The organism is Mycolicibacterium agri, from assembly GCF_002553505.1.
Lineage (GTDB): Bacteria > Actinomycetota > Actinomycetes > Mycobacteriales > Mycobacteriaceae > Mycobacterium > Mycobacterium agri.
This window is the reverse complement of record NZ_PDCP01000011.1, coordinates 85,897-101,940: the sequence shown is the minus strand read 5'-3', so window position 1 is coordinate 101,940 and position 16,044 is coordinate 85,897. Positions and strand designations below refer to the sequence as shown.

At 66.1% G+C, this 16,044-nt stretch carries 17 protein-coding genes and 1 tRNA gene; 10 read left to right on the top strand and 8 right to left on the bottom strand.

The features are described from left to right. Positions 1 to 9: 9 nt before the first annotated feature. The 4 genes from CQY20_RS08410 to CQY20_RS08395 are packed head-to-tail and all read left to right on the top strand — an operon-like array spanning position 10 to position 3,018. Entirely contained in the window at positions 10 to 282 is a 273-nt protein-coding gene (locus CQY20_RS08410) for a HypC/HybG/HupF family hydrogenase formation chaperone (protein ID WP_097939615.1), read from the top strand. A gap of 14 nt (positions 283 to 296) precedes the next feature. Further along, positions 297 to 1,442, top strand: coding sequence for a hydrogenase formation protein HypD (gene hypD / locus CQY20_RS08405; RefSeq protein WP_097939614.1), 1,146 nt, complete (start codon positions 297 to 299; stop codon positions 1,440 to 1,442). After that, positions 1,439 to 2,182, top strand: a complete 744-nt coding sequence (locus CQY20_RS08400) for a DUF6390 family protein (protein WP_097939613.1) — start codon at positions 1,439 to 1,441, stop codon at positions 2,180 to 2,182. Before hypD ends, CQY20_RS08400 begins: the two co-directional genes overlap by 4 nt. Further along, a complete protein-coding gene (locus CQY20_RS08395) occupies positions 2,179 to 3,018 on the top strand; it encodes a hypothetical protein (RefSeq protein ID WP_097939612.1) in 840 nt (279 codons plus the stop codon). The genes CQY20_RS08400 and CQY20_RS08395 overlap by 4 nt, the downstream gene beginning before the upstream one ends. On the opposite strand, the gene CQY20_RS08390 is transcribed toward CQY20_RS08395, so the two are convergent. Continuing rightward, a complete protein-coding gene (locus CQY20_RS08390; RefSeq protein ID WP_097939611.1) occupies positions 3,012 to 3,617 on the bottom strand; it encodes a TetR/AcrR family transcriptional regulator in 606 nt (201 codons plus the stop codon). The two genes, CQY20_RS08395 and CQY20_RS08390, sit on opposite strands and share 7 nt — an antisense overlap. A 306-nt stretch (positions 3,618 to 3,923) precedes the next feature. On the opposite strand from CQY20_RS08390, the gene CQY20_RS08385 reads away from it, so the two are divergent. Beyond that, positions 3,924 to 4,367, top strand: a complete 444-nt coding sequence (locus tag CQY20_RS08385; protein WP_097939610.1) for an MmpS family transport accessory protein — start codon at positions 3,924 to 3,926, stop codon at positions 4,365 to 4,367. Continuing rightward, positions 4,364 to 7,276 (top strand): MMPL/RND family transporter, encoded by a 2,913-nt coding sequence (locus CQY20_RS08380; RefSeq protein ID WP_097939609.1) that lies wholly within the window; start codon positions 4,364 to 4,366, stop codon positions 7,274 to 7,276. The genes CQY20_RS08385 and CQY20_RS08380 overlap by 4 nt, the downstream gene beginning before the upstream one ends. Before the next feature lie 177 nt (positions 7,277 to 7,453). Here the strand turns inward: CQY20_RS08380 and CQY20_RS08375 are convergent. From CQY20_RS08375 to CQY20_RS08355, 5 genes are all read right to left on the bottom strand, one after another. After that, positions 7,454 to 7,526, bottom strand: a tRNA-Ala gene (locus tag CQY20_RS08375). Between the two features lie 52 nt (positions 7,527 to 7,578). After that, positions 7,579 to 8,646, bottom strand: a complete 1,068-nt coding sequence (gene sepX / locus CQY20_RS08370; RefSeq protein WP_097939608.1) for a divisome protein SepX/GlpR — start codon at positions 8,644 to 8,646, stop codon at positions 7,579 to 7,581. A gap of 282 nt (positions 8,647 to 8,928) precedes the next feature. After that, the gene (locus tag CQY20_RS08365; protein WP_097939607.1) at positions 8,929 to 9,582 is read right to left on the bottom strand and encodes a GNAT family N-acetyltransferase; all 654 of its coding nucleotides are present in this window, start codon (positions 9,580 to 9,582) and stop codon (positions 8,929 to 8,931) included. Between the two features lie 20 nt (positions 9,583 to 9,602). Beyond that, positions 9,603 to 10,889, bottom strand: a complete 1,287-nt coding sequence (gene glp, locus CQY20_RS08360) for a molybdotransferase-like divisome protein Glp (protein ID WP_097939606.1) — start codon at positions 10,887 to 10,889, stop codon at positions 9,603 to 9,605. A 37-nt stretch (positions 10,890 to 10,926) separates the two neighbouring features. After that, the gene (locus CQY20_RS08355; protein ID WP_163701689.1) at positions 10,927 to 11,835 is read right to left on the bottom strand and encodes a UTP--glucose-1-phosphate uridylyltransferase; all 909 of its coding nucleotides are present in this window, start codon (positions 11,833 to 11,835) and stop codon (positions 10,927 to 10,929) included. A 43-nt stretch (positions 11,836 to 11,878) separates the two neighbouring features. On the opposite strand from CQY20_RS08355, the gene CQY20_RS08350 reads away from it, so the two are divergent. The 4 genes from CQY20_RS08350 to mscL all read left to right on the top strand — a co-directional run bounded on the left by CQY20_RS08350 (position 11,879) and on the right by mscL (position 14,090). Next, positions 11,879 to 12,484, top strand: a complete 606-nt coding sequence (locus CQY20_RS08350; RefSeq protein ID WP_163701692.1) for a 5-formyltetrahydrofolate cyclo-ligase — start codon at positions 11,879 to 11,881, stop codon at positions 12,482 to 12,484. 72 nt (positions 12,485 to 12,556) lie between these two features. After that, a complete protein-coding gene (locus CQY20_RS08345; protein ID WP_097939605.1) occupies positions 12,557 to 12,868 on the top strand; it encodes an FmdB family zinc ribbon protein in 312 nt (103 codons plus the stop codon). A 66-nt stretch (positions 12,869 to 12,934) separates the two neighbouring features. Next, on the top strand, positions 12,935 to 13,579 hold the full coding sequence (locus CQY20_RS08340; RefSeq protein ID WP_097939604.1) for an SAF domain-containing protein: 645 nt from the start codon (positions 12,935 to 12,937) through the stop codon (positions 13,577 to 13,579). A 76-nt stretch (positions 13,580 to 13,655) separates the two neighbouring features. Continuing rightward, a complete protein-coding gene (gene mscL, locus CQY20_RS08335; protein WP_097939603.1) occupies positions 13,656 to 14,090 on the top strand; it encodes a large-conductance mechanosensitive channel protein MscL in 435 nt (144 codons plus the stop codon). Positions 14,091 to 14,155: 65 nt separating this feature from the next. Here the strand turns inward: mscL and CQY20_RS08330 are convergent, their stop codons facing one another. Both CQY20_RS08330 and CQY20_RS08320 read right to left on the bottom strand, forming a co-directional pair. Next, the gene (locus tag CQY20_RS08330; RefSeq protein WP_097939602.1) at positions 14,156 to 14,800 is read right to left on the bottom strand and encodes a porin MspA; all 645 of its coding nucleotides are present in this window, start codon (positions 14,798 to 14,800) and stop codon (positions 14,156 to 14,158) included. 683 nt (positions 14,801 to 15,483) lie between these two features. Beyond that, positions 15,484 to 16,026, bottom strand: a complete 543-nt coding sequence (locus CQY20_RS08320; RefSeq protein ID WP_097939600.1) for a MogA/MoaB family molybdenum cofactor biosynthesis protein — start codon at positions 16,024 to 16,026, stop codon at positions 15,484 to 15,486. Positions 16,027 to 16,044: the final 18 nt, after the last annotated feature.

Here is a 16,044-nt window from a genome sequence, read left to right as displayed (position 1 = left end):
GAAACCGGTATGTGCTTGGGGATTCCCGGACGGATCGTCGAGATCACCGACGCCGAAAACTGCCTGGCGAAGGTCGATGTCAATGGCGTGCGCAGAGTGATCAGCGTCCGGCTTCTGGAGAACGACATGCCCGTCCCCGACGACTGGGTGCTGGTCCACGTGGGCTTCGCGATGGCGAAGATCGACGAGACGGAGGCCCTGTTGACCTTGGCGGCAGTCAAGAAGATGGGCGATGCGTACTCCGATGAAATTGAAGCGTTCGACAAGTCGGCGATCATCTAAAAGGGGGAGACGATATGCGATTCGTTGATGAATTCCGTGACCCGGCCGCAGCGCGAAAACTGTTGGGCGCCATCGAGAGTCTGGCCAACGAAGGCTCGCGGCAGGAGCACTTCAAGTTCATGGAGGTGTGCGGCGGGCACACCCACACGATCTACCGGCACGGAATCGAGCATCTGCTCCCCGAAAACGTCGAACTGGTACACGGCCCGGGCTGCCCCGTGTGCGTCATCCCGATGGGACGCGTCGACGACGCGATCTGGCTGGCGCAGCAGCAGGACGTGACCTTCACCTGCTTCGGGGACATGATGCGGGTGCCCGGCTCCAACGGCAGCCTGTTGGACGCCAAAGCCAACGGTGCGGACGTGCGATTCGTGTACTCGCCGCTCGACGCGCTCAAGATCGCCGTCGACAACCCTGACAAGCAGGTGGTGTTCTTCGCGATCGGATTCGAGACAACCGCACCGTCGACGGCGGTCACGCTGGTGCGCGCACAGCAACTCGGCGTGAAGAACTTCACCGTGTTCTGCAATCACGTCACGATCGTGCCGCCGATCAAGGCGATCCTCGAGTCACCCGACCTACGGCTGTCCGGGTTCCTGGGGCCGGGGCACGTCTCGACCGTCGTCGGCACCCGGCCATACCGCTTCGTACCGGCCGTCTACGGTAAGCCGTTGGTGGTAGCGGGTTTTGAGCCGCTGGACATCTTGGCCTCCATCGTCATGCTGCTGCGTCAGATTCGCGACGGGCGCTGCGAGGTCGAGAACCAGTACTCGCGGGTCGTGCCCGACGATGGCAACCCGGCTGCGCTGTCGTTGATGAGCAAGGTGTTCGCGCTGCGCCCGCATTTCGAGTGGCGCGGCCTCGGGTTCATCTCGCAGAGCGCGCTGCGGCTGCGCGACGAGCTGGCCGACTTCGACGCCGAGCAGCGCTTCGCGCTGCCGGGCGTACGCGTCGCCGACCCGAAGGCCTGCCAGTGCGGTGAAGTGCTCAAGGGTGTGCTCAAGCCGTGGGAGTGCAAGGTTTTCGGCACGGCGTGCACGCCGGAGACGCCGATCGGCACCTGCATGGTGTCACCGGAGGGCGCGTGTGCCGCGTACTACAACTTCGGCCGACTGCACCGCGAGGCGGCCTCGTTGAGCGGGCAGGTCGCCGGGGCATGACGACGGTCGACGCGGGCACGGGCGCGGCGATGTTCGCGCGGTATGCCTGCGCGCCGAACGAACTCGGCTACTGCGGTCCGCCGCAGGCGTCGGCGATGCTGAGGGGTTCGCGCGACGAAATCAAGAAGGCCGCCGCACAATTCACCGGCGCCTGGCCGTATCTAAAGGTGATGTCGAAGATGACCGGCATCCCCGACCCGCTTGATCTTCGCCTCGTCGACGCGTACTGGCTCGGCGGCGGCATCGGGGCAGGCATCGACGCACAGGAGTTCACCGCGGAGCTGCTCGCGCTCGTCGCGCCGCAGGCGGGCCACTACTGGACCCATCTCACCGACGATCTCGCCGACGAGGCCGCGCCGAACCACTGCTTCCACGTCTTCGGCGTCTACCCCTGGTCCCGTCTACTCGGACGAAACCTCGGCGGGGTGAACGACACGGGCCCGGTGTCGGTGCTCGACAACTGCCGAATCTCCTGGGGCACCGTCATATCCGTCGAGGGCGACACCGCAACGGTGGAAGGCCGAAAGCTGCGTTGGCAGGATTCGGCGCTGTCACTGACGGCGCCGACCCATCTGACCGCCACAGTAGAGATCGGTGCCGTCGCGCCGGATGAACTCGTCGCGATGCACTGGGGCCGGGTCTGCGATCAGCTCAGCGTCGAGCAGGTGGCGCGGCTCGAGGAAAGCACGGTCCTTCAGTTGGCCGTGACGAACCGCAGGCTGGGCGAGCACAGATCATGAGACCGCGAATCATTCAGGCGGACGGCCAGATCGGCTTCTGCTGGGTGACGCCGGACGGCGTGCGGATCGGCCTGCCCGACCTCGTCATCGACGACGACGAACCCGACCGCTTGGTCGCGACACACCTGGAGGCACTCGACGACGCGCTGATCATCGCCGCGGCGCGCTTCGGAGATCTGCTCGGCGGCGGCAGACACCCCGACGCGCAAGAACGTGACGATCTGGTCGAATTACACCGCGCGCTGGACATTTTGGTGCGTGACTACGCGCTGGGCGCCGAACTCGCCGGGATCGTGCCGGACGTCCGTGCGGGAAAGATCATCGGCACAGCGACACTGTTCTCGATCCGGGCGCGTTTCCCCGTCGGCCTGCTCGGCCCCGCACCGCTGGACGGAGAGCTCGACGAGCCGCAGCTCGGCGTGATCGGCGGCTTCGGCCAGATGCAGCTGGTGGATCCCGACCGGCCGTGGAAGGGCGGCCGATGGGTGCTCAACACCGAGACGGGACAACGGTATCCGCTCACGCTGTCGACGATGCTGTTCGACAGCTCAGGGGTGAACAAGGAGGCGGCGCGGCGCGAGCACCGCGAGGCGATCGAAGCGTGCATCGCCGGCGCAGAGGCACCCGATGCGGACCCGTTCGCAGTGGCGTGCGGACTGGATTGGCTGCTCTACGACTGGTTGATGGCCCACCGGGAAGATGCCGACAGCGCGGAGATCCAGATCCCGAAGGGCCACGACTCGGATGCCGCGATGATTGTCGCGGCCGCATGTGCCTCGGTGCGTGTGCGGGCGCGCATCGATCCCGGACTGACCGCCCCGGTGGGCGACTACTGATCCACCTGATCTGCCGCCGGCCCCGAGGAATCGCCGGAGCAGAGCGCCGTCACCAAGCGCTTCATGGTCTCCAGAAGCAAGCGGTGCAGATCGTCGTCGCTCAGATCGGCCAGGTGTGGATTGATGGCCGTGCCGTAGATGCCCGCGGTGAGAACCGACATCGCGACCCGCGTCTGGTCGTCGGGTGAGGCGCCGAGCAGTAGCGTGTTGAGTCCGTCGACAGCCGCCGCGAACTCTTCGCGGGAGCGCACCAGGCCGTCGACGGCGGGATCGCCGAAGAACACCGTCGTCAGATCGCGGTTGCGCACCGCGAGTTCGACAAGGCCACTGATCGCGACGTCGCGCCGGGCTCCTGCTGAGTCGACGGCTTCGGCGATCTTGACCAGCCGGGCGATGTCGTCGAACACCGGCCTCATCAGGGCCAGCACGATGTCCTCTTTGGTGTGGAACTGGTAGTAGACAGAGGCCTTCGCGACGCCGACCCGGTCGGCGATCATCTGCAGGGACGTTCCGCTGATGCCGTTCTCGGCGAAGAGTTCGAGCGCCGCCGCCAGCACCCGCTCACGGACCACGCCGCGGGGTGATGCCACCTTCGTCACACCAGTCCCTTCTCGGCGCCGCTGCACCCACGTTGCCGCGATACTAACCGCGCTTTGGTCGCGGAATGGGGGTTAATCTAGCCATGTGGTCGGATTAACACACTTTTTGGCTAAGTAATCTTAGCCACATGACTTGTCGATACTTAGCCGAGCGGATAAGTTCGCTCTGTCCGTGCGCGTGACGCGAGATGTCGGGGTCAACGTGGCCGCACTGTCCGACCTGTCGGCTGGCCGCCAGTAGCTCCACCACGCCGTGCGGCGGAAGCGTGCTCTGCAACGGTTCGAACCGGCGGAAGGACATGATCAATGAGCGGTAATTCGCCGCTGACCTTCATCAGGAAGGCGTGGCTACCGCTTCTCATCGTGGCAGTCGTCTTCATTGCGGGTGTCACCGTGCACCGGGTGCGCACGTTCTTCGGCGCCGAGGGCATCACGGTCACCCCACGCAACTTCGCCGACGATCCGGAACCGTTCGACCCCAAGGTCGTCAGGTACGAGATCTTCGGCACCGGCACCTACGCAGACATCAACTACCTCGACCTCGACGCCAAGCCGCAACGCGTCGACCATGCCACGCTGCCGTGGTCGCTGACGTTGCAGACCACCGCGCCGTCGGCCGCGCCCAACATCGTCGCGCAGGGTGACGGCAGCTCGATCACCTGCCGGATCATCGTCGACGACGAGGTCAAAGACGAAAGGACGTCCAACGGCTTGAATGCCCAGACCTTCTGCTACGTGAAGTCCGCATGAGCGCCCACAACGCAGACGCGCCGACGGACGCGTTCTCGCAGCCCCGACATCACCAGCGCTCGTTCATACCGCGGACCATCCGCACTTTCGCGGTGCCGATCATCATCGCGTGGGTGGCGATCATCGCCCTCCTCAACGTGACGGTGCCCCAGCTGGAGGCCGTCGGCGAGATGCGGGCGGTGTCGATGAGCCCGAACGACGCGCCGTCGATGATCTCCATGAAGAAGGTCGGCGAGCTGTTCCACGAGGGCGACTCCGACAGCTCGGTGATGATCGTGCTCGAAGGCCAGGAGCCGCTGGGCGACGACGCACACAAGTTCTACGACGAGATGGTCAAGCGGCTGCGCGAAGACACCAAGCACGTGCAGTCCGTGCAGGACTTCTGGAGCGATCCGCTCACCGCCCCCGGCTCCCAGAGCAATGACGGCAAGGCGGCCTACGTCCAGGTCAAGCTTGCCGGTAACCAGGGCGAAGCGCTGGCCAACGAGTCAGTGGAATCGGTACAGAACATCGTCGACGGGCTCGAGGCCCCGCCGGGCGTCAAGGCCTATGTGACCGGGCCCGCGGCGCTGGCGGCCGACCAGCACATCGCGGGCGACCGCAGCATGCGGCTGATCGAGATGGTGACCTTCACCGTCATCATCATCATGCTGCTGCTGGTCTACCGGTCGATCATCACGGTGGTGATCGTGATCCTGATGGTGGTCCTGGAGCTGAGCGCATCCCGTGGTTTGGTGGCGTTCCTCGGCTTCCACGAGATCATCGGCCTGTCGACGTTCGCGACCAACCTGCTGGTGACACTGGCGATCGCCGCCGCGACCGACTACGCCATCTTCCTGATCGGTCGATATCAGGAGGCGCGGTCGGTCGGCGAAGACCGAGAGCAGGCCTACTACACGATGTTTGGCGGCACCGCGCACGTGGTGCTCGGCTCCGGCCTGACGATCGCGGGTGCGACGTTCTGCCTGACCTTCACCCGGCTGCCGTATTTCCAGACGCTGGGCATCCCGCTGGCGATCGGCATGGTGACGACGGTGTTCGCCGCGCTGACGCTGGGCCCCGCGGTGATCTCGGTGGTCACCCGGTTCGGCAAGACGTTGGAACCGCGGCGCGCGATGCGAACTCGTGGCTGGCGCAAGGTTGGCGCGGTCGTCGTGCGGTGGCCGGGCGCGGTTCTGGTGGCGACGGTAGCGCTGTCGCTGGTCGGGTTGCTGACGCTGCCGGGCTATCGCACCAACTACAACGACCGCGACTATCTGCCGCCGGACCTGCCGGCCAACGAAGGTTATGCGGCCGCCGACCGGCACTTCTCGCAGGCCCGGATGAATCCGGAACTGCTGATGATCGAAAGCGATCACGATCTGCGTAACTCGGCCGACTTCCTGGTGATCGACAAGATCGCCAAGGCGATTTTCCGCGTGGAAGGCGTCGCGCGGGTGCAGGCGATCACCCGCCCGGACGGTAAGCCGATCGAGCACACGTCGATTCCGTTCCAGATCAGCATGCAGGGCACCACCCAGCAGCTGAACCAGAAGTATCTGCAGGACCGGATGGCCGACATGCTGGTGCAGGCCGACGAGATGCAGAACACCATCGACACCATGACGCGGATGCAGAACCTCACCGCCCAGATGGCCGACACCACCCATTCGATGGTGACGAAGATGAAGGACATGACGCTCGACGTCGCCGAATTGCGAGACAACATAGCCGATTTCGACGACTTCTTCCGGCCGATCCGCAACTACCTGTACTGGGAACCGCACTGCTACAACATCCCGCTGTGCCAGTCGCTGCGATCGATCTTCGACGCCCTCGACGGTGTTGACGTGATGACCGACGACATCCAGCAGTTGATTCCGGAGATGGAGCGGCTGGATTCCCTTATGCCGCAAATGGTCGCGATGATGCCCGAAATGATCGAGACCATGAAGACGATGAAGACCATGATGCTGACCATGTATGCCTCGCAGAAGGGCATGCAGGATCAGATGGCGGCGATGCAGGAGAACTCGTCGGCCATGGGCGAGGCCTTCGACGCGTCGATGAACGACGACTCGTTCTACCTGCCGCCGGAGGTCTTCGACAATCCGGACTTCAAACGCGGCTTGGAGCAGTTCCTTTCGCCCGACGGGCATGCCGTGCGGTTCATCATCAGCCACGACGGTGATCCGTTGTCGCCGGAGGGGATCGCGAAGATCGACGCGATCAAGAAGGCGGCCAAGGAGGCAGTCAAGGGCACGCCGCTGGAGGGCTCGACGATCTACCTCGGCGGCAGTGCGGCGACGTTCAAGGACCTGTCCGACGGCAACACCTATGACCTCATCATCGCCGCAATCGCTGCGCTGGCACTGATTTTCATCATCATGCTCATCATCACGCGCAGCATCGTGGCGTCGGCGGTGATTGTCGGCACGGTGGTGCTGTCGCTGGGCGCGTCGTTCGGACTGTCGGTGCTGATCTGGCAGCACATCCTCGGCATCGAGTTGCACTGGATGGTGTTGGCGATGTCGGTCATCATCCTGTTGGCCGTCGGCGCCGACTACAACCTGCTGCTGGTGGCCCGCTTCAAGGAGGAGATCTACGCCGGGCTCCGCACCGGGATCATCCGGGCGATGGGCGGCACCGGTTCGGTGGTGACGTCGGCAGGCCTGGTGTTCGCGTTCACGATGATCTCGATGGCGGTCAGCGAGTTGACGGTCATCGGGCAGGTGGGCACGACGATCGGCCTCGGTCTGCTGTTCGACACGCTGGTGATCCGCTCGTTCATGACGCCGTCCCTCGCGGCGCTGATGGGCAAGTGGTTCTGGTGGCCGATGCGGGTGCGGGAGCGTCCGCTGCCGTCGCCGTGGCCGAAGGTCCCGGCAGCAGAAACGGTCGGCGCAGAGTCGCACGCCGAGAAGCACTGAGCCGCAACGGCTACCGGTGGCTGGCGCGGGAGGGTTTGATCGATTCCTGCGGTCCAGCTGGAACGGCGCACGCAAGCCGGTGTGGTTTCTGCGCGCAGGGCCGTGGTGCTCGTGTCGAATCACAACCCTGGGCGCAGAATCGACGCGAGGAAGACGCGCGTCGGCTAATTCGATTTGTGGAGCTAAGGGGAATCGAACCCCTGACCTACTCGATGCGAACGAGTCGCGCTACCAACTGCGCCATAGCCCCTGGTCGGTAGCACAGGCTACCAGTCGATCGGCCTGCGCCGAAAATTGGCCGGTTACTGCCCGGCCGCCCGCGGCAGGTCGTAGTCGCGGGCCGACGGCGCGTAGTCGAGATGCTCGAAGATCGGGTCCTCGTCGTCGATCTCCAAGACCACCGAACCCGGCCTGCGCAGCCGCGATGGGACCAGGTCGAGGTCGCGATCCTCGGTGTTCTCCACGCCGAGCCGGGCGCGGGCGGCCCGCTGGGCACGGCGCCGCCGCAACCGCTCCTCGATGCGCGTCTGACGCCGCAGATACACCAGGTACAGCAGCGTCACCGCGCCCGCGCCGCCACAGACGTACCACGCCCGCTGGTCCAGGAAGTACGCCGCCGCAGCCGAGGCCATCATCACCAGCGTCAGGACGGCCAGCATGCGCTTGCGGAACTTGTACTTGCGGGCGCTGATCGCCGCGGACTTGGACGTGTCGTAGCGGCGCCGACGCGACGCCACCATGGACTCCGCCATCTGCAGGTCGCTCTCCTCCGGCGCCTCCAGGCCCGAGGAGTCTTCGACGTACTCGTACTCGTCGCCCGTGCCGTCGCGGCCTTCCTCGTACTCGTCGGTGACGGGGTCGTACACGGCGGTGGGGCAGTCCTCTTGCGGCGCTTCGGCTTCGACCTCTTCAGGCTCGGCTTCTTCGGCCGCCTCGGCCTGCTCGGCCTCGTCGAAGCTCAGCTGCATGTCGTCGGCCTCGCCCGCGGGCAGCGCGCCCGCCGGCTCGTCGACGGTCTCGACGTCGAGATATTCGGTGTCGGGGTCGTCGACTTCGGCCGCCGCGACCACAATGGATTTCGTCGGCGCCTCGTCGTCTATGTCGATGTCGTCGTCGTACTCGGACTCGTCGAACGTCTCCTGCAGTTCGTCTTCGGACGGCTGCCAGTGCGGATCACTGCGGTGTCCCGAGGCCGGTCCCCCGCGCTTGAGCAGCCGGGAGTTGGTCGCGCTGTTGACGACTCGGGTCGCCAATGCCACGTCGCTGGTGCGCCGCACGGCTTCCCGCTTGCTGATCAACATCGGGACTAGCACGAAGAGCCAGAGCACGACGAGAGAGATCCACAGGAGGGATTGGGGGATGCTTGGCATGAAGCCTGCTCCTTTCCCCTTCAGGCTAGGTCCGTGACCAGCGCATCCATCGGTGGCGCGCCGAGACAATTACACACCTGTAATTCACTCAGGACAAGCACCAACAGTCACTTATGTCACATTTGCCACAGGCTTCTTAGACGCCGACCGTGCGGCGACAGTGCTACGCCTGTCGTCCGGCCATGCCGCCGCCGTATGTGAATCTGGCGACGGTCCAGCGCCGAAAACCGTCGCCAGATTCACAAACGAGCGCAAGGACGCGAGCGCCCAAGAGCGCCCCACCTATGCCCAGCTGGCGTGGCCCTCCCGCACAAGCTGCGACACGACCGAGCCGTTGATCTCCTCGACGGTGATGGCCACCAACAAGTGGTCGCGCCAGGCGCCGTCGACCTCGAGATAACGCTTGAGCAGCCCTTCCTCGCGGAAGCCGACCTTGGCGAGCACCGCGCGGCTGGCGGCGTTCTCCGGCCGCACGGTCGCCTCCAGCCGGTGCAGCCGCACGGGCCCGAACGCGTGGTCCATGCCGAGCGCCAGCGCCGCCGTCGCCACTCCCCTGCCGGTGACCGACGATGCCACCCAGTAGCCGATCCACGCCGACCGCAGCGCGCCGTGCGTGACATTGCCGATCGTCAGCTGGCCGCTGAACTCGCCGTCGACCTCGATCACGTACGGCAGCATGCGCCCCTTGCGGGCCTCAGCCCGCAGCCCCGAGCACACCGCGGGCCATTGCGAAACGGTGTGCCGCGCTTCCCAATCCATGTCGGTGCTGGGCTCCCACGGCTCCAGGTGCGCGCGGTCGGCGAGCCTGATGCGGCTCCAGACGGCGGCGTCGCGCAGCCGCACCGGACGCAACCGGACGACCCCGGCCTGCACCCGTAGCGGCCCGACCGCCGTCGGCCACCCGGGGTGTGAAGAGGTCGACCGCCATAGGTTCACGTCGCGCTCCGGACCGCCGCTCAGCCGCGCTGAGCCAGGAAGGCGACGTCGACGATCTCGCCGGTGCGGATCTGTTCGGCCTCGGTGGGGACCACCACCAGACAGTTCGCTTCGGCCAGGGTCGCGAGCAGATGCGACGACGCGCCCGGCGCACCGCCGAGCGCCTGCACGAGGTAGTCGCCGGTGTCCTGGTCGCGCATCAGTTGCCCGCGCAGATATCCCTTGCGGCCGACCACCGACGTGATCGGCGACAGCGCTCGCGCCTGCACCACGCGCCGCATGGGCTGACGCTTACCCAGCGACAGCCGGATCAACGGCCGCACCATGACCTCGAATACCACCAACGCGCTGACGGGATTGGCGGGCAACAGAAACACCGGCACGCCGTCCGGCCCGAGCTGGCCGAAGCCCTGCACCGACCCCGGGTGCATCGCGATGCGGGTCACCTCCATCTCGCCGAGTTCGGACAGCGCCGCGCGCACCCCCTCGGCGGCCGCACCGCCGACCGCGCCCGCGATGACGACCACCTCGGCGCGGCTCAGTTGCCCCTCGACGACGTCGCGCAACTCCTTCGGGTCGGTGTCGACGATGCCGACGCGGTTCACCTCGGCGCCCGCGTCGCGGCCCGCCGCCGCGAGCGCATAGGAGTTGACGTCATAGACCTGCCCGTTGCCCGGGGTGCGGGAGATGTCGACCAGCTCGCCGCCGACGCTCATCACCGACAGCCGGGGCCGCGGGTGCACCAGCACTCGTTCGCGTCCGACGGCGGCCAGCAGACCCACCTGTGCCGGGCCGATGATCGTGCCGGCGCGCACCGCGACGTCGCCGGGCTGCACGTCGTCCCCTGTGCGGCGCACGTAGGCGCCGGAGCGCACCGGCCGCAACACCTTGACCCGGTTCTGCCCGCCGTCGGTCCACCGCAGCGGCAGCACCGCGTCGGCAAGCGTCGGCATCGGCGCGCCGGTTTGCACTCGCGCGGCCTGGCGCGGCTGCAGTCTGCTCGGCGTGCGCGCGCCTGCCTCGATCGTGCCCATCACGGGCAGGCTGATCTCTTGGTCGCCGGGATCGTCGGCGGACTCGTCACCGTCGTCGTCGCCACCGCCGGTGATCGGCCGGACGCCGAGCACGTCGACGCTGCGCACCGCATAGCCGTCGATCGCCGCCTGATCGAAGCCAGGCATCGGGCGCTCGGTGACCACTTCCTCGGCGCACATCAGGCCCTGAGCCTCCGCGATCGCCACACGGACCGGCCGAGGGGCTACCGCAGCGGCCGTGACGCGAGCCTGTTGCTCCTCCACCGAACGCACAACACGCCTTTCTCCATTACCGGGCCGTCGTGACGTATCAGCAGTCGACTAGCCCCAACCGGTCCACCAGCCACCGCCGCAGTTCGGGCCCGTAGTCGTCGCGCTTCAACGCAAAGTCAACCGCAGCCTTCAGGTAGCCGCCGGGATTTCCGAGGTCGTGTCGATCGCCGCGGTGCACGACGACGTGAACCGGATGGCCCTCGTTGATCAGAAGCGCGATGGCGTCGGTCAGCTGGATCTCGCCGCCCGCTCCGCGCGGCACGCGGCGCAGCGCACCGAAGATCGCGCGGTCGAGCACATAGCGGCCAGCCGCCGCATACGGTGACGGCGCCTTGTCCGGGTCGGGCTTCTCGTACATGCCCTTGACCCGTAATACGTTCGGGTTGTTCGTATCTGGGACCGGTTCGACGTCGAACACGCCGTATGCGCTGATCTCTTCCTTCGGCACCTCGATGGCGCACAGTACCGAGCCGCCGCGTTTGGCCCGCACCTTCGACATCGTCTCGAGCACGCCCGTGGGCAGCACGAGGTCGTCGGGCAGCAGCACGGCGATGGCGTCCTCGTCGGGCGCGAGGCTGGGTTCGACGAGGCTGACGGCGTGACCGAGGCCGAGCGGTTCGGGCTGCACCACGGACTCGACCTTGATCAGGGCGGGCGCGCGGCGAACCTTCTCGAGCATCGACTTCTTGCCGCGCTCCTCCAGCGTGCTCTCCAGGACGAGGTCCTGGACGAAGTGCGCGACGACGCCGTCCTTGCCTTCCGAAGTGATGATGATCAGGCGCTCGGCGCCGCCTTCGGCCGCTTCGGCCGCCACGAGTTCGATGCCCGGTGTGTCCACGACCGGCAGCAACTCTTTGGGGACCGTTTTGGTGGCGGGCAGGAACCGGGTGCCCAATCCGGCGGCAGGGACGACCGCCGTGCGCGGGATCGATACCTGGGGTGTCATCGTTCACACATTATCGCCATCGCCCCCGTGCCATCGTGGGTGCGTGGGATGCCGGAGCAAAGCGGAGATACGGGCGCAGGTGCTGGCGGCTCGTCGCGAGGTCACACCGGAGGTCCACGATGCCGAGGCCGAGGCGCTGTGCGGGCACCTCGCCGGCATCGTGCGCAGCGGGCAGACGGTGTGCGCCTATGTGCCGATCCGCTTCGAGCCGGGCTCAATCGCGTTGCTGGACACGCTGTTACGCCTCGGCGCCAGGGTCTTGCTGCCGGTGGCCCGCGACGCCGACGGTGTGCCACAACCCATGCAGTGGGGCGACTACCGGCCCGGCGGCCTAGTGCCTGCGCGGATGGGGCTGCAGGAGCCGCAGCAGCCGTGGCTGCCCGCCGAGGCGGTGGCCGATGCGGCCGTCGTCTTCGTGCCCGCGCTGGCGGTCGACGCGACCGGGGTGCGACTGGGCCGCGGCGCGGGCTACTACGACCGCACACTGCCGCTGGCGAAGCCGGGCGCCCGGTTGATCGCGGTGGTCCGCGACGACGAACTGGTCGACGTCCTTCCCGCCGAGCGGCACGACGTCCGGATGACGCACGCGCTCACCCCGCGGCGCGGCTTGGTGGAGTTGAACCGAACCCCCGGCGCACATGGGGAATGACCAAGACCACGTAGCGGTTCTAGCACTTGAGCCGGTAGAGTGCTAAATAGTTAGACCACCACGGAGGATTTCGTGCCCACCTATTCTTACGCGTGCACCGAATGCGGTAACAAGTTCGACGTGGCGCAGTCCTTCAGCGACGCTGCGCTGACGCAATGCCCGAAGTGCAACGGCCGCCTGCGCAAGCTGTTCGGCAAGGTGGGCGTGGTCTTCAAGGGCAGTGGCTTCTACCGCACCGACAGCCGCGAGGCCGCCAAGAGCTCCTCGAACGGCAAGTCCAACGGATCCGAGTCGTCGAGCTCTTCGGAGAAGAAGTCGGATTCCACCAAGTCCGACAGCTCGAGTTCCAGCTCGTCGGCGCCGGCCGCCGCGGCCTCCAGCTGACCGGAGTTATCCACAGCGCGGCCTGACGGCCGTCCGCACCCCCGCCACGCTGCTTAGCGTGGCCGCATGGGGGAATCACTCGATCCGTCGGTGTTGAGCCGGCTTGCCAGCCTGCGGCCCGACTGGACCCGCACCATCGCCGCGCGCCGTGCCGCGGCGGGCGCACTCGTCGTGCTCGCCGGTGTCGCCGCCGTGCGCTCGGATCCGCATGGCGATCAGACCGACATCGTCGTCGCGGCCCGCGATCTCTCCCCTGGCGTCGAATTGACTGCCGCAGACGTGCAGCTCGAAAAGCGCAGCGCGGCAACACTTCCCGACGGGTCAACGACCAACGTCGACGACGTCGTCGGAGCGACGCTGGCCGGTCCGGCCCGTCGCGGCGAGGTGCTCACCGACGTCCGGCTGCTCGGCCCGCGGCTCGCGCAGTCGGCGGCCGGGCCCGACGCCCGCATTGTGCCGCTGCACCTCGCCGACACCGCGCTGCTGGACCTGGTGCGCCCCGGCGACGTGGTCGACGTGCTGGCGGCCTCTGACGACGACACGGAGCCGCGCGTGGTGGCGACCGACGCGATCGTCGTGCTCGTTTCGGAGAAACCGAAGGGCCCCGGCGGGGCCGCCGCCCGGGTGCTGCTGGTCGCGTTGCCCGCCCACGCCGCCAATGACGTCGCGGGCGCAACTCTGTTACAGACGGTCACGCTGACGTTCCATTGACCTAAATGGCGGCCTTTGTGGGACTAACGTGGCAAATCTCCTGATCGAACACCCGACTGCAGGAAGGGTCCCACGCATGTTGAAGGGTTTCAAAGAGTTCATCTCCCGGGGGAACGTCATCGATCTCGCGACCGCGGTGGTCATCGGCGCCGCGTTCACGGGACTGGTCACCGCATTCACCGACAACGTCATCCAGCCACTGGTCGACCGCGTTGGCGCAGGGGGAGAGCGGGAATACGGCATCCTCAAGATCCCCCTCGGCGGAGATCAGTTCATCGATTTCAACGCTGTGCTGTCGGCCGCGATCAACTTCCTCATCGTCGCAGCGGTGCTCTACTTCGTGATCGTCGTGCCGTACAAGAAGATCAAGGAACGCGACGCCAAGGTCGAGGAAGAAGCAACCGAGCTGACACTGCTCACCGAGATCCGCGACCTACTGGCCTCCAACGGACAGGTTGCCGGCAAGCACGGTGCCGCGGCTGCAGCCGAAACCGACAAGACCGGTCAGTAGAACCGCAGACACCAGACAGCCCCCGGCTTCGCGGCCGGGGGCTGTCTGTGTGTCTTGCCAGGGAGTTACTTCATATCCCAGGGCTCCCCGTAGGTGGTGACGCTGTCACCCGCCGACGAGATCAGGCGGGCGAAGGGACGCAGCAGCACACCGCCTGCCGCACCGGTCACGGTGCCGTGGGCGTTGGAGACTGCGACGCCACCCTCAGGGCCTGCCACGTCAACCGAGAAGGTCGCGACCTCCTGGATGCCGGGGCCGTTGCCCAGGTCAGCGCTGATCGAGACGCCGGGGAACAGGTTCGGCGTAATAACCGATCCCAGCGGGTTGAAGCCAGCGCTGAGCGGGTTGATGTTCGCGTCGTCGAGCAGGATGTTCGGCGTCGTGTAGCTGAAGTTGATGCCAACGCCGAGCGACCACGGGAAGCCGATCTGATAACCCAGCTCGAGCGTGCCCTCGAATTCGTCGGCGCCCGGGCCGGCGACGATGTACTTGGCCCGCCCCGAGTGGAACCACTCGCGAGTCAGCCTGTTGCGGTCCAAAGGAAACACGCCGTTGAGGAAGGTGTCCCACTGCTGGATCGTCAACGTCCGATCCTGACCGTCAACCAGGCTCAGCTCGTTGTCCAGCCCTGCGTGAGAGGTACCGGTGCTTACGAATAGAGCCGCGATGGCGGCGACCATCGCGATCAGCACCCGACTGATTGCCTTCATGTTCTCCCTAGCTCTGTCGGCGGTGACCGTACGGGCTCACCGAGTGGTTTCCGTGCTGGTGACTACGCCTTCACCACACACGACGCAAGAGTCACATGTGTGACAAATGAGAATCTCCACATGCTCTTCTTACGTTTTGCTCATCGTTGACAGGAGGAACATAACGGGGCGGCATCGGAGCGGCAACGCGTAGGGGTATGTGTCGCAATCGCGACCGCCAATTAGAGCGAGTTTGCTGGAATCGCCCGCTGACGTCATTGCGCAGGGATCGAAAGCAGCTGGGCGTCAACCGGGTGGCCGCACCGAACATGGGTCCGGCACAAAGCTGACAGGGCCTGACACAGTTGCGGTCACCTGCCATTTCACAGGCTCAGAGTGACCTTGATCATCATTTGTGGTGAGGCGGAATATTGTCCCGCAACCAAGTTTCGTGCTCGGTCTCGCGCGCGGACGGATCGTCTTCACGCTCGTCAACGGAAGTTTTCGGCAATTCCTCACCGAAGATCTTGTTAACTGCAGATCGGGACGGCTTTGAATGACGGGTCACATCGTGATCTTTCTGTGACGAACATCACAATCGTCAGTGGGCAGCAGTTCACAAACCGTTAACGCCCGTGACTGTTGCTCAATCTTCGACGCGCCCACTTGCGCGGTGAGCGGAATCCAGCGCACACCGGATTTGATTAGATCTCCAAGCTGGATAGCTGCCCGATGATCTGGGTGGCGAGCGGGTTCAGCGTGGCCATGCCGTCGCGCACGGCCGAGCGCGATCCCGCGATGTTGACGACCAGCGTGCTGCCCGAGATGCCTGCCAGGCCGCGCGACAGCGCCGCATCCGTGATTCCGGCGGCCAGGCCCGATGCGCGCAGCGCCTCGGCGATGCCGAGCAGTTCGCGATCCAAGATGTCGCGCGTCGCCTCCGGCGTCACGTCACGCGGCGTCACCCCGGTCCCCCCGACCGACACCACCAGATCGACGCCGCCGATCACCGCGGTGTTCAGTGCGTTGCGGATCTCCACCTCGTCGGCGGCCACCACGACGACACCGTCGACCACAAAACCCGCCTCGTTGAGCAGTTCGGTGACCAACGGACCGCTGTGGTCCTCCTCGCCGTGGGCGGTGCGGTCATCGACCACCACGACAAGTGCGCGTCCAACCAACTCCCCTGGTTGTTCCATGACTGCCACCGTATATGTGGTGTCAGACGAGGGCGCGGCCACTCTCAAGAAGGGCAAGATTGATGT